This window comes from Dictyobacter formicarum (assembly GCF_016587435.1).
Genome location: NZ_BNJJ01000006.1, coordinates 274281 through 291974, shown reverse-complemented (window position 1 = coordinate 291974; position 17694 = coordinate 274281). Strand labels below are relative to the sequence as shown.

Sequence of the window (17694 nt, the reverse complement as noted above, 5' to 3'; positions counted from 1 at the left end):
TTACCATAAAGGATTTATCACCAGTCCGGTGATGAGCTTTGGATAGAGGTACGTAGATTTCTGTGGCATACGATCATCTGCCAGCGCCACGTCTCGTACCTGGCGAAAAGGAATACCATTGAGTAAAATGATGGCCTGTGCATCCTTATTGCTTAACGCTTGCAGGGCGTGCTGTGTATCATGCATATAGCGAATGTGCTTGCCCGCAGCCACATCTTCTGCTGTGATATGGAGTAGCGTTTCCAGTATCACATGCTGCACCATGGCTACATCCAGGGAATTCCAGGCTTCAGAGTGGCCACTCTCCTTCATCAATTGCTGACCTTGCTCATTGATGGTGAGCAGCAGTGCCTGTTCTGCGGTCTTAATTATCAATGCTGGTTGCTGACTTCCCGCCCGCGCTAGTTCCGCCAGCAGCGCTTCGTCGCTAGCTGCCGCTACTTTTTGTACGGAGAAATAGCGCGTAAGTTGCTCTTCTGTGAGTTTGTGTAATTGCTCTGCTGTAAGATCGAATAACACACGATGAGTAGGTAATACCAGCATACCCGGATCATCAACATTGATCAGCGCCATCAACATGAAGTTCGCTCCATCCTGCGGATGCAGGCCACCTCTCTGCTGGTATAATTCATCCCGGTAATTCAACGCCGTTGTGTAGCGGTGGTGACCATCCGCAATATAGAGCTGGCGTGGGGCAAAGAAATCTTGCAGCAATCTCATATGCTCGGGATCAGAAATAGGCTGCAAAAGGTGTTCTTCCCCATTCTCATCGATGAATTGAACCTCTGGGTGTTCGGTATACGTTGCAAGCAGCCGACGTATCCGGCCCTGCGGATCATCGTACATGCACATGATGGGACTGAAGTTGGTTGAGCAAGCGCGTAACAGTTGCAGACGATCTTCTTTATCTTTGTTGCGTGTGTATTCGTGCGGCAGGATCACCTGTGCATCCCATGGTTCCAGGCGTACCCGTGCCAGCAGGCTGGTGCGAGTATAGTTTTGCCCACCATAGGTAAAGCGCTGTTGATAGAGATAATAGCAAGCCTGCGCTTCTTGTTGCAGGACCTCATCCAGGCGCCACTCAGCCAGCGTCCTGGCAGCTCGTGTGTAGACGTTGTTCAGTCCGCTATCAGTTGGATAGGTTTGTCCCAGTTCCAGACGAATGATGTTATATGGATTGTTCTGGTAGTAACGTGCCTGGGCCTCTGGAGTGATTACATCGAATGGCGGTGTAACGGTTTGTACCAGATCACCAACTTTTTCTTGTACATATCGAAATCCACGTAGTGGTTGAACATCTGCCATAGAATAGTTCTCCAATCCCTTTTCTTCCCCATCTTAATGGTCATAAACTGCCAAAGTTGGTGGAATATATTCTATTAAAAAGCCTGACACAAAACAGGCTTTTAGTTTTCTTTCCTTGATTGCTGGTAAAGGTTAATCTGTGCTCATTGTATCATTTTTGAACAGGGCGAGTTAGGATGGTGGGACTACCCGGGCCGGTTAAGATAACTGAAACCTTTTGTATCCACAAGTCCTAGTTTACGCTCATCAAATTGACTCACTTTGATACAACGTGTAAATTCATCTGTGTGGATGAGAAAAAAATCGATTTTATCTCATCATCGGTTCTGGTTCTTCGGCTAGCTATTCTGATATAGGAGAGCTGTAATTATATAGAGGAGTCGGTTACGATGGTGTAACGCATAAATTTCCTGTGCCAGCTTTATTTGTAACTGAGCGCTGATGTGAAATGTATGTCGTTTGCTGTGCGTAGCTTGTATTTGGAGAGAGTTGAATGCAAACACTATCAGAGGATCAACTGGTTGGCCATGTTCTAGGGCGGTATCGGATAGAACGACTGGTCGGTAAAGGACGTTTAAATATCGTGTATTTAGCACGGCATCAAGGAGCGCAACGCGTTGATGCGTTGGCACTCTACCCTCTGCCTACCCATTTTTCGAACGAGGCGCGAGCTTTTTTTCTGCAGCGCTTTCATAAGGAAGCGGCCTTAATCACCTCGTTGCATCATCCACATATTTTGCCTGTCTACGAGCATGGTGAGATACTGGGCTATCCGTACCTGATTACGCCGTATACCACCAATGGTTCTCTGGCAGATATTATCAGGCATCAGGGACGTTGTGAGCATACATTTTTAACCACTATTCTTGATCAGATTGTGGATGGCCTGGAGTACGCCCATGGAAAAGGTTTTATCCATGGAACTTTAAAGCCTTCAAATATCGTTATTTACGATGATGAAAATATTCAAGTGGCTGGCTTTGGGTTGATGCATATTTTGCAGCGCGCCGGCGTTGATCCGGCTCCAATGCAGTATGGCCATCTCTTTAGTATCGCCGAAACATTTCTGGCGGCCCCTGAATACGTGGCGCCAGAAATTGTCCAGGGACAATCGGTGGATCAGCGTTCAGATATTTATGCGCTGGGTTGTATTTTGTATGAGTTGCTGAGTGGCAAGCCTCCATTTACCGGCAACAATCCACTTGAAGTGGCTCAAATGCATACGAAACAGACATTAACAGCGTTACGCAAACTCTGCCCCGAGGTGCCAGTTGCCCTGGCGTCTGTGGTCAGTCAAGCCCTGGCTCGTGATCCAGATGCCCGCTTCCAGAGCGTACGCGAGTTAGGTGAGGCTTTTACTCAGGCTTCTATTGGTGCGACCCAGACGTTGCCTGCCGTGCATATGAAGCAGGTCGCTAGCGCGTCGGTCAGCGCCCTACAACGCCCTTTAGGCAATGGTTCTGCAACTGGTAGCTGGCAATTAGTGCCGCCCATTGTCACCAACCGTATGCCCGCGGTGCAGCCAGCTAAAACAGGATTGCTCTCTTCGTCCGATCGGCATAATACGTTCCCTCAGAGAACCGCAAAGAGCAAGAAGGCAGTTGATATGGGACCGGCGAATGCTCTAGTGCAACCAACGCTGCCGCCAATCGCGCCTCAGGAGAAAACTCCGCTCGCAGATGTGAAACGCCAGCAGGTCGCTGAAGATATTGTGCAGTTGCCCAATCAAGATGATATTGTACAGTTGCCTGGCCATAGTGTGACGTTATCGGGCACCCATGCATCAGATGCTGAATTGATGAAGGCTTATGAATGGTGGTCTCCAGCGGGCCCACTGCAAGCAGCCCCGCAAACATTCTCAAATCAGGCTATGGACAGGACACCAGCTCCAGCGGAGCCTACTGCTGCTGGTATGGCTGATAGCTTAGATTGGGGCCTGGATGCACCAGCGCCTTTGCAAGGCCAGAAGAAGAAGCGTAATTCGACTGGGTCTCTGGCTCAGCCCGCGCGCAAGGTCAAGCGCCGCCGTGTGATTGCTATGCTGGCCGGGGGTGGTGTCGCTGCCGCTGGCATTGGAGTGGTTTTCAACCTTGGTAAACTGGGGGCAGCCCCGATTCCGCTGCAGACGACAACCACCAAAACGACGCAGTCGTCACGGTCAACCACTCAGAAGCTTGCTAGCACCGGCCAGAAGCCGAACAATCCGCCTGCTAATAATCAGAAAACGACTCCTCAAAAGCCGGCTATGCCCGGGCATACAGGCACTGTTGTTGGGTCACAAAATCAGCCCGTCAACAGCGCGATCAGTTTTACTAATCCAGCTGACAACCAGGCAAGCTTGCTGGTGCATCTGGTCGGTGGCACGTTTGCGGCCTATGAGAAGGCCTGTACCCATGAAGGGGTTAAGGTCAACTATGATCCAGTCACCAAGATGCTAGTGTGCCCCGCGCATGGAGCCATCTTTGATCCCGCCAAAAATGGACAGGTTGTGCAAGGGCCGGCTGATACCCCATTGCCAGCCGTCAAGATCAATGTCAATGGTGATGGCACGATAACCACTGTATAACAAATGATGCGGCAATGGATCGTTGAAAGAGAGCCCGTGGTTGGCGCAAAGTCGTCTGACGAACCACGAGCTCTCCTGTAATTTTGCTTATGGGGGAAAGGAAAATGTGGACTGACTCTATTCTTGAGGCCTGCTTAAGAGACGTGCAACTTCTTCAAGCACTTCGTTCACATCCAGTTCAGGTTCTTCTATCGGCAGCGTTTCATCGCTAGATATTGCCTCGGTTACTTGCGTCTGTATAGCTGGTAAGGTCACTTCAATATTGTCAGGCGCCTGTGCAAAGAACTCATTTTCACAGTCTTGCAGCGCTTCCTGAGCGGATTGGCGCCTGTAGATAATGCGAGGAAGTAAATTATGATAGATTGAGACAGTTTGCATCAGAGCACTAAATGCCAGGCGAAACTGCTCAAACGGAATGCCCTTATCCGCCAGAGGGATACTTTCTTCCAGGCGTACCTCTCCATCCGCAAGATCAATACCAAATTTTCCCAGCGCGATGCGATAGTTGACAGCAAGTAATGCCTCGAGACACTCCAGACGTTTCTGCTCGGTGACGATACCAATCTGCGGCACAATGAGCATCAGCTTACTGGCATTTCCACTATGGTGAATACCTACAATCATCTGCCACTGGCCATGTTCGTCATGGAATGCCAGCTCGATTGTATTCTGAGAACGATCGACCTGTGAAATTTTTAGTCCCAATCGTTTCAGGTATTCAGCCACCTGGAGGATGCTAAAGCTATTTGTCATGAAGCTCTCCTTGCTAGTGAAGGTGATTAAGGCTTACTGGGCCTGGCCCATCGTTATGAAATACTGCTCAAGTATAACATATGCCAGAAGTTGAAAACAATTTTATAGGAGTAATCGCTCCTCAAAAGAGCCTTTACTACGTCGGCCTCTGTATTTTTAGCATCCCCAGGATGTATTGGCCTGGGCTCTGGACAAAAGTATTGCTGGCCTCGATCAATGTTACTTTTGCTGTATAAAGCTCGTATATGCGATTGTATTTATAAACCATACGCGGATTTTTAATGGCATGGGTGTTATGTAGAGTGGAGGAGCCTTCGTATCTGTACGCACCTTGTTTCTATCTACCACCTATACTTATACTGGTAACGGTTGCCGCAATATATAAATAGAGGAGTATGCATCCGATGACAGATAAAACACACCAATCATATAACAAGGATCTTGAAGCCTTAACCTTTAACGAGCGAATGCAGCTGGGGGCGGAGAACGCTTTGCGTTGCATGGCTGTAACCGAGCGGGATCGGGTGTTTATACTAACCGATTTCGCGCGGCAGCATATTGCCCAGCGCGTGGCTGCGGCTGCGCTGGCCCGACACGCCGATGTGACCGTCCGTTTCCTTGAGCATTATGGTGAGCGCCCTTTGACCGCTTTCCCTGATGCATTGCGCAACGATTTCCTGGCCGCTCGCCCGACCGTTTCATACTATATCGCGACTGCGCAGCCCGGTGAAATTGCCTTCCGTATTCCTTTATTGCCCTTCCTGGTCAATGAACTCAAGGTGCGCCATGGCCATATGATCGGAATTGATGACACCTTGATGACCGATGGCATGTGTGCAGATTACGATGAGGTCTATACCATCACCAACCGCATCTATGATTTAGTGAAAAACGCGCGCACGATTCATGTCACATCTGAAAAAGGTAGCGATGTAACGGCCACCTTCCATCCTGGGTGGAAATGGGTTCCCTGTCATGGTCGCTATGATAAGCAAGGAGCATGGGGCAATCTTCCTGAAGGCGAGGTCTATACCGCTCCTGCCACCGTTGATGGGGTGCTGGTTTGCGACGTACTGGGCGACTTCTTCTCTGAGAAATACGGTGTGCTGGAGCAGCCGCTGGTAATTACCGTCAAAGATGGCTACATTACCGCGATCAACAGCGATAACCAGGCTCTGGCGCAAGAAGTGCGTGATTACCTTTTCTCTGCGCCCAATGGCAATCGCGCCGGTGAGTTTGCCATTGGTACCTTAACCAGTCTCAAGCGCCTGGTGGGCAATTTGTTACAAGATGAAAAGTTGCCAGGCTTACATGTCGCCTTTGGTAATCCCTATCCAGAATTTACTGGTGCCGATTGGGATTCAAAGGTACATGTGGATGTGATTCCTACAAATTGCACGATTGAGGTAGATGGGCGCGTTATCATGCGTAATGGACAGTTTGTGCTATAGTTCATGAGGATTGTCTGAATCCCATAATTATGGGATTCATGTTATGCGCCAGTCTGGATAGCGCTGACGCCCCCAATTTCTTTTTTTATGTTGGTGCAAAAAGTGCTCGCAGCGCACTTTTTGCACCAACATAAAAAATCCTTTTGAGCTCCGTAGGAGCGTAGCATGAGGCGGAGAGACCACGATGGGCGTGGGAGTCAGACACGCTCTGATTTCTACAGGTGGCACCGGCAATACAGAATATTTGTGGATATGTGTATAGAAAGTTGACAGTAGACACAGGCCATGATTAAAATTGGTTATAGCTCCTACATGTACTATAGTGAATCAATGCATTCCATTTGTTGCACATTATCTCAAAAGGGAGCAAGAGAGGAGCTTCAGCGTGGCTGCAAATAGGGGACAACATCTCATTGGGAAGATGTTAGGCTCGTGCGTGCTAGAAAAGTTACTTGGGTATGGTGGCTCGAGTGCTGTGTTTCTTGCGCAACAGCAGAACCCCGAGCGCAAGGTAGCGGTCAAAGTATTTTTACCGCGGGCTGGTATGGATATACGTATGCAGCGAGATTTTTATCGTCGCTTCTTGCGCGAAGCTGAAGCGGTAAGTAAATTGGAGCATGCGAATATTCTGCCCATTTACTCGTACGGTGAGCAGGATGGTCTGCCATATATTGTGATGCCGTATATGCCAGGGGGCACACTGGCGGAATATATGGCGCGGCGGGGACCCCTTTCCTTGAAAGAAGCTCAGTGGTACCTGGAGCAACTGGCGGCCGCATTAGATTTTGCCCATATGCATGGCTGCGTTCATTGTGATGTTAAGCCTGCCAATATATTACTAGATAGTGATGGGCACGTCATCTTATCAGATTTTGGTATTGCTCGCGTTGCACATTCCGAAGCAGACTCCGCACAAACAGACGCTAAACATTCCGAGGCGGTACTGGGTACACCAGATTATATTTCACCCGAGCAGGCACTCGGACGTCACCTGGATGGTCGCTCAGATATCTATTCGCTAGGAGTTACCCTCTTTTTTGTCCTGTCCAAGCGACTCCCTTTTCGCGCTGATTCAACCATCGCGCTGGCCTTGTTACATGTCCATGAGCCCCCTCCATCTCTGGCATTGATCAGGGCTGATATTACGCCATTATTGGATCGCGTGGTGCGTAAGGCTCTGGCTAAAGACCCTGATGATCGCTTTCAAACGGGACAAGAGTTAAGCCGCGCCTTCGCGGCAGCGGTGGCTGCCAGTGAGGCACGCTCGGCTATGGCGCGTCCACCAGAACTGGCTTTTCTTGATGATGAAAAGGACTTTACAGGTCCGCAGCCATCCCTGGCGACTCCCAGGCCTATTGTTCGTGTAAAGTCTACGTGGGCCAGAGAATGGTCGGTGGCGCGGTTCAAGCGCATGTTGTTTATTCTGACGGCGCTGATTATTATCATTGTGACCACTGGTTTTGGCGTGACGTTTATGAATAAGCATTCCACGCCAGCGCCAGTGGCTGTAAAATCTACGGCTACCCCGACTGAAGCTCCCATGCCAACGAATCCTTTTACGTTGATTAGCAACTGGCCCCAGGGCACAAATGCTTTTTTTGATCAGGATCACCGCTATCATATTATCAATACGCAGGTGAACAATGCGATGCCCGCTCCCTTTGAGGATTATCAGGTGCAGGATTTCAAGCTATCGGTAACCATGCTTGAGATGGCCAGCAAGAAAGGGGGACCCGATTTTCATGGCGTTATTTTCCGTGTTGCTCCGGATCAGTCGTTTTTCTATCTTTTTGAAATTTCTCCACGCGATAATCAGCAATATGCCTTCTTGCGTTTCTCCAGTGAAGATAAGCAGCATCCCTGGCGCACCATCAAAAGCAGTAGAAGCTCGGCGATTAGCAGTGGCGTTGGCAAGAGTAATACCATCACGATAGAGACCCATGGAAATACCTTTTTATTCACAATCAATGGTGTGCCTTTGCTGGACAAGCCAATTGCCGATCCTTCCACCAAAGAGGTAAAAACCGGGCAGATCGGGCTCTATGTGGAGAATCAGGGCGAGGAAGTTACCTTTTCAGAGCTTTACGTTGAAACTCTCAAATGAGCCTTTTGGCTGGTATTGAACTATAGTAGAAGCAGGGTTGTAAGGCAATTGACATCACTTGTACAACCCTCTATACTGAAGTTGGCTTAAAACAGAACTTTGCTACTATGTATCTGGACAGATCATAGTATGCCAAGAGGAGGATGTTTAGAACTATGACCTATGTAATTACCCAGCCATGTATTGGCGTTAAAGATGCATCCTGCGTTGATGTTTGCCCGGTAGATTGCATTCACCCATCATCGAATGAGCCTGAGTTTGAAACGACTGAGCAACTCTATATCAATCCTGATGAGTGTATCGATTGTGGAGCATGCGAGCCAGCTTGTCCAGTGACGGCAATCTTTGAGGAATCGGCGGTTCCAGAAGAGTGGAAGAGTTATATCAAGATCAATGCCGATTTCTTTACAGGTCAATAATCCGGGGTAGAGATCTAACGAAAGTTTATCCTGAAAATTTTTACGAGGGGTAAGTCTTCGCTTGTCCTGGTTGTGGGAATGGAGACTTACCCCTTTGTTTTTCTGAGGATTTTTTCTTTTTCACAATGTGATATAATACATGTGCTGCGCTTTACTTTGCACGCACATAACTTCTTTTCTTATGGAGTGAACCTCTTATGCCAATTACCCGACGAAGACGTGCTAATCCACCTGAGCAACCAGAACAGACAAATCTTGTTGCTGAACAACCAACAGAACAAGTGGTTGATAACGAAACTACCAAGCGTGCGCCTGAGTCCTCAAAAGAGGAAGAGGGGCAGGCATCAGCCAGTGCGACGGCTCCTGCTCGTCCAGAAAATGCACCCGCGCCTGCTTATCCGCCATCCTTTGCGGCGGCTCAACCGCCCGCAACACCTGTGTTGAACAATGAGCAGCGCACTGAGAGCACCGAGGTGCCTCCAACGCCCCCGCGGGCAGAGCGGCCTGTACGTGTCGATCGTGCTGAACGGCATGAGCGCCATGATTATACGCCGTCAATCGAGGGGGGGCGACGTACCTCGCGTGGCGAATTGTTCCGTCGTCCGCCGCAGATGCCAGCACCCGCGCCGGTACAGCCACCCGCCAGTGCGGCACCGTTGCAGGCGCCTTCCCATGAAATCAGTTTGCCACTAGGTAACCTGCTACACCTGGCTTACAACCCGGGTTACACGGGCTCGGATGAAGCTCGTAGCGCGTTACTGCAAAAACTCGCCAATGAAAGTAAAGCCGGTGGTCGTGCCCGTTGTTGGAGCTGTGGCTCCCTGGCGATTGTGTACGACCGTTGGAACACGCGTAGCAAAACCTTTGGTGAGGTAGGGATCGCGTTTTGTGAGATTTGTGGCGTATGGAGTGTCATGTAATCGTTTTACGATTGCATGATTGCTCCTGCTGCGTATGGGCAATGAATGATATGGGCAAGAGCGCTAATGTGTTCTTGTGCCTGTGAGGTTATATTTGAGGTCAGCCAGCCATAGTGCCTCCATGATATCAGGAGATGGGCAGCCTCTCTTTGTCGTGTTGTTTTACTTGTATGGCTGAATAGTCCACAGTAAGTCGAATGGGTGGGGATGATGGGGAGTGGAAGTAACCACAGTAGCGTTGCCTCTTATCAGAGGCTAAATCGTTGCTCGCGCTACCTGTAACCATGACTTGAAGTCGCACGTATATATGTCAAGAAAGAGACTCTGCCAGAAGTGGCATCTTTTGCAGAGCGTATTTGGTCAGTTGACTGGTGTTTCAGACTGAGGTTCACTATGTTTAATCCTAATCCGCGCAATAATTATCCCTACGGGAATAATCCTTATAATAACCGCAACCGGGGAGATAGTCCGTTTGGTTCTCGCTATCAGTATCAAACGCTGCCTTATGGCTACCCGGGTGCTGTTTCCCCCAGTGGTTTGATCGGCAAGGTAATGGGTCTGCTGGCGTTTTCGTTCATTTTTGCGACGCTGGGTACGCTGGTCGGTTTTTCGATGGGCCTTACCTATCACAGCTATTGGGTCGTGGCGATTGCTGGCTTTGTTGTGCTGATCGCTTTGAATTTTCTGATTCAAAAACCCGGCATTAACCTTTTCCTGCTCTATCTCTTTACGTTTCTAGAGGGCCTGGCTCTAGGGCCGCTGGTTAGCATCTATGTGAGTGCCGGCCTGGGTAATATCCTTGGTCAGGCGTTTGTGATTACGGCCTTGACCTCACTTGGCCTGGGATTGTATGCCTGGACCACGAAGCGCGATTTTTCACGTCTGGGAGACTACCTCTTTTTTGGGGTTATCCTCCTAATTGTGACAGGGCTAATAGGCATTTTTTTCCATAGTACTCTGTTTGCACTTGTGATATCCTTCTTTGGAGTCGCAATCTTTTCAGGGTATGTGCTGTTCTATGTTCAGCGTGCCAAATATATGGCCGATACCTTGCCGAATGCGATTGGTTTGACCGTCTCGATTTTTATCACTGTGTTGAACCTGTTCCTCTACATCTTGCAGATCCTCTCGATCATGCGCGACGACCGGCGTTAGAGCGCGGTTTTGCGTCCTGAGGAAATGCTTTTTTAGCAGAAGGAGACTGGACGGAATAAACCTGTTTCCGAGAGTGTTCTCTTCTGTAGTGAAGTAAAAATAACAAGTATCACTTGTACCTGATGTTAGAGATCAGGATAAATTAATTGGAAAGTGAGTGAGAAGTATCTATGGAGAATGCGAATCTGTTTCATGTAGGCGACCAGGATTTTGAGGCAAAAGTTCTGAAATCCTCTACCCCTACTATTGTTGATTTCTGGGCTGCCTGGTGTGGTCCTTGTCGCAACATTGCTCCTGTGTTTGAGCGCTTAAGCACCGAATACCAGGGCAAGCTGCAATTCGCTAAAATGGACATTGATGAGCATGGTTTGACCCCCTCACGTCTCGGAATTCAGGCTATTCCGACCCTGCTGATCTTTAAAGATGGCCAGGCTATCGGCCGCCTTGTTGGCCCCAATCCTAGCCGCTTGAAAAATGAAATCGATCGCGTTTTAGCCGAAAACGGTATTCAAGTCGCCTAAACATTAAAATATGGCCTGGTATGTCTTTGAATTTACCAGGTCATATTTCATGTTTATTCAAATTTATTCTATTAACCCCTCGACTCTCTTCTCGTTTTGTGATATATTCTTCCCATAATGTTACATATCCAAAAATTTGTTGTATGGACATAAGGGGAACCGTATATGCCAATTTTAGAGCGCTCAAATCCTCTACCGCTTTACTATCAATTAAAAGAAGTGCTGAAGCAGCAGATTCGTGCGGGGCACCTCGCTCCTCATACCGCTATACCATCTGAACCAGAGTTGGTAACGCAGTACCATGTGAGCCGCGCAACCGTACGACAGGCTCTCACCGAACTTGTTCATGAAGGCCTTTTGTATCGCCAGCATGGGCGTGGTACATTCGTCTGTGAGCCGCGTGTACAGCAACAAACCATCAGTGAACTAACAAGCCTTTCTGAAGAATTACGTCGTCGAGGGAAGCGGCCGGGTGGAATGCTATTTGTCAGTGAATTAGTTCGTGGATCGCAAACAGTACGCGAACAGCTCCGGTTGACCGACGAGGAACAGGTGATTCGTCTGGAACGCTTGCGCACTGCTGATGATCAGCTGATCGCCTATGAAGTTGATTATCTGCCCTATCCACGTGCCGCTGGTGTTTATCAGCGCGCGAAAGAAACGGCTGATGGATCACTCTATAACCTGATGGCCTCTGAAGGGTTGCAACCTTATATTGCTGAACAATCGATTAAGGCTGATAGTGCTTCTGAGCGTGAGTCCGAGTTATTGCGTGTTTCGAAAAATGAATCAGGATTGCGCCTGTTCTGCACCGCCTTCGATGAGACGGGAGCACCTATCGAGTATACAGAATCTTTCTTCCCCGCAAGTTTGTATGAATTTCGTTTAACCTTGCGTGTTACAAAGTAGAAACACGGAATGTTTCGCGTCTTTAAGATAAGTTTGCCTTGCCCGGCACTCTTAAAGGCGCGTTCATTGTCTCTTAGAGCGTAGTGTAGCGGTGTTGATATTTGTTTCTCTTTAGTGGAAAGCAAAGAAAGGGCGAGGCGTGCTATACTACGCAAGGATTTACCATTATTCCTGCAAACAGTACAATGTGTAGTATAGAGGAAAGTAGGCCATGTATGAGTAACATGCAAGATGAACCTAATACGAATACAACGAATAATAGTGTGCCCATGCATTTTGTGAAGCGCAGCGATATGGCGCGTGATGAGCAGTCCTGGACTGATCGGGGCAATACCGCTGCCCAGTCAGGTGATTATGAGGCCGCGGCAGAGGCGTTTGCGCAGGCGGTTGAGGCCAGTCCTGATAATGCTCGCGCTCGCTACAATCTGGCGCTGGCTCAACAATACCTGGGGGATGTCGAGACGGCGATCGCTGGTTATCGGCGTGCCATCGATCTGGATCCGCAGTTGATCGATGCTTATATCAACCTGGGGAACCTCTATGGCGAGCTGGGTTTGTATGAGGAGTCGCTGGAAACTTTCCAGCAGGCGATTGAGCTGGATCCAGAAAATGATGAGCTCTATTTGAGTGTCGGCGATGCTTACCGCACCCAGAATTTGTATCAGGATGCCATTCAAGCCTATCGTCAGACGTTGATGCTCAATCCAGAAAACGCGTCCGCCAGCAATAATCTGCTCGATGTGCGCGAGCGTGTCAATGACCAGTGGCGCCGTGTGATGGAGCAGGAGCATAAAATCGATGAGAATCCCACCGATCCGGCTCGCTATGCTGAATTGTCGAGCATTTATCTGGATATGCGCCGCTACGATGATGCTCTTTCGACTGCCAATCAAATTCTAACTCTTGATCCAGAGGGACGTGTTGGCTACGATGCGCTGGCCGCTATCTATGAACAGATGGGTGAGCGTGATCAGGCTGCTGAGATCTATCGCCAGATTGTTACTATTGATCCAGACGATGCAGAGGCCTGGGAGCATCTGGGTACCTGGCGGTCGATTCAGGGGAATAATGATGAGGCGATTGAGGCCTATAACCGTGCCTCACAGCTTGATTCCCAGCGTATCTCGACGCGCTTTAGTATGGCTGAAACCTATCTAGAGATGGAGCGCTACGACGATGCACTGGCTGTCTATCAGGGGCTGGTTGAGAGTGCTGATCGTAGCGAACTGCAGTTAGATGATCTGGCTGCAGCCTATGCTGGCCTGGCTGAGACGTACAATTCTCTGGGACGCTACGAAGAGGCCATACAAACGGCTGAGAAGCTACTAGAACGCTCTGAAGAAGATCCAGAGGGGTATTACCAGCTGGCAACGGCATATGATGCTCTAGGCCGCTATCCTGAGGCTATTGAGAATTATCAGAACGCCATCGAGAGTGATCCTTTGAACGCTGATTACTACAATGATCTGGCCGATACATTGCGTGAAGTAAAGCGTTATGATGAAGCCCTGGATACAGTGCAGCAGGCGATCTCAATGGATCCTTCTATGATTCTGGCTTACGAAACTATGGCGCAAATCTATGAGGAAACCGGTCGTGCTGATGAGGCTGCTCAGGCTATGAGTCAGGCCAATGCTTTGCGCTCGGTTTCAGAGTAGCTGCTGATATTCACTTTGCAACAGACCTAACTGGTATCTCGAATATGAGGTACCAGTTTTTTGTGCCCCGTTCGTTAGCTATGCCTGTTTCTGTTCGATGACGTCGGCGAACTCCAGAAAATCCCTGATGTTGTGTTGTATATAGTCATATAGCAGATCATGATTGAGCTTATCCGGCTCGTGCACCAGCGCATCCCGCAAATTGATCAGCACTTCCAGACGATAGGATAGGGGGCGTGAGATGATCTGCTGGGCCGCAACAATACTGAGGAAATCGTGAAAACTGTCTGGCCGCCGCAGGCCAAAACTAGCGATCAATGTGCCACAGGTTGACAGACAAGCTTCAATGGCCAGTTGGAGATAGCGTTCTGCCAGCGCATAAAGATGGTAGTCGGCGGTGAACGTTGCGCGCGGGTGCTGGCTCAGTTCCTGCAGGACGGTTACGGCCATGCGCAACTGTTGCAAGGAATGTTGGACCAGCTCTTTATCGATGGGCAGCATATGTCCATACAGGCGGCGCTCCAGCGCCTGATTCTGGATATCATCAAGCTTCTTAAAGTCGAGATAATCCATCACGGCCCGGGTCTCAAAGGTTACACGCTGCTTCTCGTTCCGGCTAAACAGGATCTGACCATATCTGATGACCTGTAATTTTAGCAGCAGAGAGGCCTGGTTTAAGATGACCACGTCGATCGTATCGGATTCCAGGCGCTTGGTCAATTCACTAAGGAAGTACAGCTGATAATCCAGAAATTGATCAGCCTTAATTTGATCCATTAACAGTACCGCGATATCAACATCACTGAGCTGGCCAAATGTGGCGCGATTAGAGAGCGAGCCAGCGAGATAGGCTGCATTAACGGGGTTCTGCGCAAAAAACTGATTCAGGCGGGATTGTTTTTCGAATAAGTTCATTAACGACCTCCGGGAAAACCTGGATCTGCCCCAGATCGTTGGTTAGCTCGTGCAAGGAAACGCACTTAATCAGGAACTATACTCGCTTACTTACAAGTATACCATAAAAGTGTGTAGGCTATAGCTTCTTAATGAACTCATTGTGAGTAGACATGCATTGAGGGTAGATAGAGCGCTTTTTTATTTAGCCCTCTACCCATTCTTCTCCATTGGTGGCCACTTCTTTCTTCCATATGGGGACGGTGCTTTTGAGCGTATCGATCAGATAGCGGCAGGCCTCAAAGGCCTCGCCGCGGTGAGGCGTGGCGACGGCTATGATGACGCTGGCCTCACCAATTTCCAGGCGGCCAAAGCGATGGGCTATCGCGACTCGTTCGATAGGCCAGCGCTGCCGGGCTTCGGCGATGATGGTGGCAATCTGCTGTTGTGCCATTTCTTCGTAGACATCATATTCCAGGTAGCGCACCTGTTTTCCACGGGCATTGTCACGGACAACTCCCTCGAAGACGACGATCCCGCCAACACTGGGATGGCTGACCGCAGCTACCAGCGCGTCTCGATTGAGCGGCTCTCGTGTCAATTGAATGATGGGCTCCACTAGCAGCCTCCTCCTGTGGGCGGAATAAAGACGAGTTCATCTCCTTCATGGAGGAGTGTCTCATGGGATACATAGCGATGATTGACTGCATTGACCGAACGGTCCATAATAGGTTGTAGTCGTGGATCACGTTCAAGTAAGAATGCCCGTACATCAGCCACATTTGCGGTGTCAGCCACAGTTAGCCACTCTTCGCTTTGACCTACAATCTCACGCAGTGAAGCAAAATAGCGAACTCTAATTTTCATACTTTGAGTATAGCACAAATAATAAGCGGTTTGCTGTATCTTTGTTAGCAGGATAATTGAGCTTGTAAGAGAAAGTATTACTGTCCAGTCTTGTTTAATGATGATGAGTAAAATCTAGTCTGTTTGGTGCCAATTTTGGGTTCTCCGTCAAGTTATGTGAAGAGAATATGTGGTAAAATAGAAGGAAAGAAGATTTTTGTTCCTCATCGCCATTTGTAGAAGACCTGAAGACCCTCCATGATCATTTTTCCAGAACAGCTCCATATGAAGATTGAGCAGATCCGTGTGGATGAAACCGTCACTGTCGTGATCAGCTCAACAGAATCTACTGCCGTTTGTACCTCGTGTGGTACCATAGCAATCCACGTTCATAGTCATTACCATCGTCAGCTTCGCGACCTGCCTGTGAGCGGATATCCTGTCCAGCTGCATCATTTTTTGCTTGAGAAGAGATATCTTCTGGTAATCCTCTTCCGGCAGCAAGGGGTTGATAGTCCAGTTGATGGTTCCACCACTTCCTTATGCCAAAAAATAGCCGAAGGTATCATAATCTCTTCCAAGATATACGACTCCAATTTTCATGGCCGGAAACCATACGGCACTATCAATGTCAGCGTCTCTATATTCGATCCAACCATCAATATCTGTTCCCATAGGCAATCCAATCTCTTTCCTGGTTGCTTCTGGAGTGGTCCGAGAGTCCACTTATGATCAGAAACAATCCATTAAATGAGTAAGTGACAAACATCGATTCTTACGTATTTACCATAAGTAAATTCCCTGTTCTTGCATCGTAGACTTGATAGATATGATCTCGTGGAATTTGGCTTACTGCCCGTCCTCCCAAGGCAGGTGGATAAAAACGAAAGTCCCCTTCCAATTTTACCAAGCAGACAATTTGGTTATCGAGTAAACCAGGATTGGCCCCATGGAAAAAATTATTTACTTCCAGATTTGTCAAGAACTGAATCTGTGAAACAATAGGCTCCCCCTGAATTCCAATGCGCATAGAAGCAACAGAATGGGATTTGATATAATTTCTCACATCATCCTCAGTGAAGGAAGGAATTGATGGCAGATGTGGCTGAATGGCAGGGAGTCCTGGTCCTGTACTTTCAATTTGGTCGCTCTTTGGTTCTTCCATAGAAATTTCCTTCTATAAAGTTTTATTCAAAGATTGCATGGTCATGAAAGTTCTCATGCACTCTAATATATCACACATTCTATTGTTTTATTCGCAAATACACTAATGACCGAATAATACCTTCATCTTTTCATGGCAGTCTATTAGAAAGCAGAGATATCATGAAACAAGCAGGCCCACTTAAAGGGAATAAGAGCCTGTTTATAGGTAGCAAAAAAACACCTGTTAGGAGCCAGTGCTTTGATAATAGCGCAAACCTAGTTTCCATATGCAGTAGGCCAGGATAAATATTCCAATGCCCACTACTGGTGTTCCGTATGCTAACAGGGAGGTAAAGGGCACCTCTCCTGTCCGATTTAAGAAGAGGGTAGCGGGATAATAGCCAATGAAAGCGACTGGAATGATAAAGGTCAGGATAACCTGTAGCCCAGTGTTGTAGATAGTGAGCGGATAAATTGTAAAGTAGTCATTGAAGGTACGGACCATGAAGCTAAAGCGCTGGGCATCAGTTAACCAGAACGAGAGGGAATGAACGATCAAAAAGAGGCCAGCTTCAATTAAACAGCCACCGATTGCAACCAGGATTAACATGACGGTCGAGACTATCGTCCAATGAATATGTAGCAGTGAGCTGGCAACGATTAAGCTCACCACTCCGGTGACCATATCGCCAATACTCGCGGGATTGTAGCGCCAGATGATCAATTGAAAGAGCGGATTTAATGGGCGCAGTAAGAATCTATCGAATTCACCACTGCGGACAAAGTATGAGATGCGATCTATATTGTAGAAGAAGATCATATGTAGTCCATGCCCAATCAGGCGCACACTAAAGAGAAAGAAGACCTCCTGTAGGGACCAATTGCCGATATGGTGAAAGCGTAGCAAGACCACCCAGATAAAGCAGAGGCTCAAGAGATTGGTCATTGCGGCGCAGATGATAAATAGGATAAAATTCAGCCGGTACTCCATATGTATTTTGAGACTGGCAATAAGCATACGCTTCATGGTTTGTAGCCAATGCATCT

The 17694-nt window shown here is 48.4% G+C and carries 17 protein-coding genes and 1 pseudogene; 10 read left to right on the top strand and 8 right to left on the bottom strand.

The features are described 5' to 3' along the window. The gene (locus JMI88_RS12775; protein ID WP_201362218.1) at positions 1-1305 is read right to left on the bottom strand and encodes a DUF1015 domain-containing protein; all 1305 of its coding nucleotides are present in this window, start codon (positions 1303-1305) and stop codon (positions 1-3) included. Positions 1306-1798: 493 nt separating this feature from the next. On the opposite strand from JMI88_RS12775, the gene JMI88_RS12770 reads away from it, so the two are divergent. After that, positions 1799-3871 (top strand): protein kinase domain-containing protein, encoded by a 2073-nt coding sequence (locus tag JMI88_RS12770; RefSeq protein ID WP_201362217.1) that lies wholly within the window; start codon positions 1799-1801, stop codon positions 3869-3871. Positions 3872-3988: 117 nt separating this feature from the next. On the opposite strand, the gene JMI88_RS12765 is transcribed toward JMI88_RS12770, so the two are convergent. Then, complete coding sequence (locus tag JMI88_RS12765) at positions 3989-4624, bottom strand: YbjN domain-containing protein (RefSeq protein ID WP_201362216.1); 636 nt, start codon at positions 4622-4624, stop codon at positions 3989-3991. A 404-nt stretch (positions 4625-5028) separates the two neighbouring features. On the opposite strand from JMI88_RS12765, the gene JMI88_RS12760 reads away from it, so the two are divergent. The 8 genes from JMI88_RS12760 (at position 5029) to JMI88_RS12725 (ending at position 13761) form a co-directional block, all read left to right on the top strand. Further along, entirely contained in the window at positions 5029-6075 is a 1047-nt protein-coding gene (locus JMI88_RS12760; RefSeq protein WP_201362215.1) for an aminopeptidase, read from the top strand. A 385-nt stretch (positions 6076-6460) separates the two neighbouring features. Then, a complete protein-coding gene (locus tag JMI88_RS12755; protein ID WP_201362214.1) occupies positions 6461-8179 on the top strand; it encodes a serine/threonine protein kinase in 1719 nt (572 codons plus the stop codon). Between the two features lie 155 nt (positions 8180-8334). Further along, positions 8335-8598 (top strand): 4Fe-4S dicluster domain-containing protein, encoded by a 264-nt coding sequence (locus JMI88_RS12750; RefSeq protein WP_201362213.1) that lies wholly within the window; start codon positions 8335-8337, stop codon positions 8596-8598. Positions 8599-8795: 197 nt separating this feature from the next. Further along, complete coding sequence (locus JMI88_RS12745; protein WP_201362212.1) at positions 8796-9518, top strand: superantigen-like protein SSL4; 723 nt, start codon at positions 8796-8798, stop codon at positions 9516-9518. Between the two features lie 393 nt (positions 9519-9911). Continuing rightward, complete coding sequence (locus JMI88_RS12740) at positions 9912-10673, top strand: Bax inhibitor-1/YccA family protein (protein WP_201362211.1); 762 nt, start codon at positions 9912-9914, stop codon at positions 10671-10673. Positions 10674-10843: 170 nt separating this feature from the next. Further along, entirely contained in the window at positions 10844-11194 is a 351-nt protein-coding gene (trxA, locus tag JMI88_RS12735; RefSeq protein ID WP_201362210.1) for a thioredoxin, read from the top strand. Positions 11195-11359: 165 nt separating this feature from the next. Further along, on the top strand, positions 11360-12103 hold the full coding sequence (locus tag JMI88_RS12730; protein ID WP_201362209.1) for a GntR family transcriptional regulator: 744 nt from the start codon (positions 11360-11362) through the stop codon (positions 12101-12103). A 215-nt stretch (positions 12104-12318) separates the two neighbouring features. Further along, on the top strand, positions 12319-13761 hold the full coding sequence (locus JMI88_RS12725) for a tetratricopeptide repeat protein (RefSeq protein ID WP_201362208.1): 1443 nt from the start codon (positions 12319-12321) through the stop codon (positions 13759-13761). 78 nt (positions 13762-13839) lie between these two features. Here the strand turns inward: JMI88_RS12725 and hepT are convergent, their stop codons facing one another. The 3 genes from hepT to JMI88_RS12710 form a co-directional block, all read right to left on the bottom strand. Then, positions 13840-14676: a type VII toxin-antitoxin system HepT family RNase toxin gene (gene hepT / locus JMI88_RS12720; RefSeq protein ID WP_201362207.1), complete on the bottom strand. Its 837-nt coding sequence runs from the start codon at positions 14674-14676 to the stop codon at positions 13840-13842. A gap of 184 nt (positions 14677-14860) precedes the next feature. After that, on the bottom strand, positions 14861-15274 hold the full coding sequence (locus tag JMI88_RS12715) for a molybdenum cofactor biosynthesis protein MoaE (RefSeq protein ID WP_201362206.1): 414 nt from the start codon (positions 15272-15274) through the stop codon (positions 14861-14863). Beyond that, entirely contained in the window at positions 15274-15453 is a 180-nt protein-coding gene (locus JMI88_RS12710; protein ID WP_236022912.1) for a MoaD/ThiS family protein, read from the bottom strand. Before JMI88_RS12710 ends, JMI88_RS12715 begins: the two co-directional genes overlap by 1 nt. 306 nt (positions 15454-15759) lie before the next feature. Here JMI88_RS12710 and JMI88_RS40660 point away from each other — a divergent pair. Beyond that, positions 15760-15942: pseudogene (locus JMI88_RS40660) on the top strand (transposase family protein); the annotation flags it as partial. 99 nt (positions 15943-16041) lie between these two features. On the opposite strand, the gene JMI88_RS40105 reads toward JMI88_RS40660, so the two are convergent. The 3 genes from JMI88_RS40105 to JMI88_RS12700 all read right to left on the bottom strand — a co-directional run bounded on the left by JMI88_RS40105 (position 16042) and on the right by JMI88_RS12700 (position 17692). After that, entirely contained in the window at positions 16042-16176 is a 135-nt protein-coding gene (locus JMI88_RS40105) for a hypothetical protein (protein ID WP_268905993.1), read from the bottom strand. Positions 16177-16276: 100 nt separating this feature from the next. After that, on the bottom strand, positions 16277-16666 hold the full coding sequence (locus tag JMI88_RS12705) for a hypothetical protein (protein ID WP_201362204.1): 390 nt from the start codon (positions 16664-16666) through the stop codon (positions 16277-16279). 225 nt (positions 16667-16891) lie between these two features. Further along, entirely contained in the window at positions 16892-17692 is an 801-nt protein-coding gene (locus JMI88_RS12700; protein WP_201362203.1) for an ABC transporter permease, read from the bottom strand. Positions 17693-17694: the final 2 nt, after the last annotated feature.

What these genes read in the sequence shown, in the direction of transcription:
- JMI88_RS12775 (WP_201362218.1), bottom strand. Translation starts at nt 1,305, where the DNA reads ATGGCAGATGTTCAACCACTACGTGGATTTCGATATGTACAAGAAAAA.
- JMI88_RS12770 (WP_201362217.1), top strand. Translation starts at nt 1,799, where the DNA reads ATGCAAACACTATCAGAGGATCAACTGGTTGGCCATGTTCTAGGGCGG.
- JMI88_RS12765 (WP_201362216.1), bottom strand. Translation starts at nt 4,624, where the DNA reads ATGACAAATAGCTTTAGCATCCTCCAGGTGGCTGAATACCTGAAACGA.
- JMI88_RS12760 (WP_201362215.1), top strand. Translation starts at nt 5,029, where the DNA reads ATGACAGATAAAACACACCAATCATATAACAAGGATCTTGAAGCCTTA.
- JMI88_RS12750 (WP_201362213.1), top strand. Translation starts at nt 8,335, where the DNA reads ATGACCTATGTAATTACCCAGCCATGTATTGGCGTTAAAGATGCATCC.
- JMI88_RS12745 (WP_201362212.1), top strand. Translation starts at nt 8,796, where the DNA reads ATGCCAATTACCCGACGAAGACGTGCTAATCCACCTGAGCAACCAGAA.
- JMI88_RS12740 (WP_201362211.1), top strand. Translation starts at nt 9,912, where the DNA reads ATGTTTAATCCTAATCCGCGCAATAATTATCCCTACGGGAATAATCCT.
- trxA (WP_201362210.1), top strand. Translation starts at nt 10,844, where the DNA reads ATGGAGAATGCGAATCTGTTTCATGTAGGCGACCAGGATTTTGAGGCA.
- JMI88_RS12730 (WP_201362209.1), top strand. Translation starts at nt 11,360, where the DNA reads ATGCCAATTTTAGAGCGCTCAAATCCTCTACCGCTTTACTATCAATTA.
- JMI88_RS12725 (WP_201362208.1), top strand. Translation starts at nt 12,319, where the DNA reads ATGAGTAACATGCAAGATGAACCTAATACGAATACAACGAATAATAGT.
- hepT (WP_201362207.1), bottom strand. Translation starts at nt 14,676, where the DNA reads ATGAACTTATTCGAAAAACAATCCCGCCTGAATCAGTTTTTTGCGCAG.
- JMI88_RS40105 (WP_268905993.1), bottom strand. Translation starts at nt 16,176, where the DNA reads ATGGGAACAGATATTGATGGTTGGATCGAATATAGAGACGCTGACATT.
- JMI88_RS12705 (WP_201362204.1), bottom strand. Translation starts at nt 16,666, where the DNA reads ATGGAAGAACCAAAGAGCGACCAAATTGAAAGTACAGGACCAGGACTC.
- JMI88_RS12700 (WP_201362203.1), bottom strand. Translation starts at nt 17,692, where the DNA reads ATGCATTGGCTACAAACCATGAAGCGTATGCTTATTGCCAGTCTCAAA.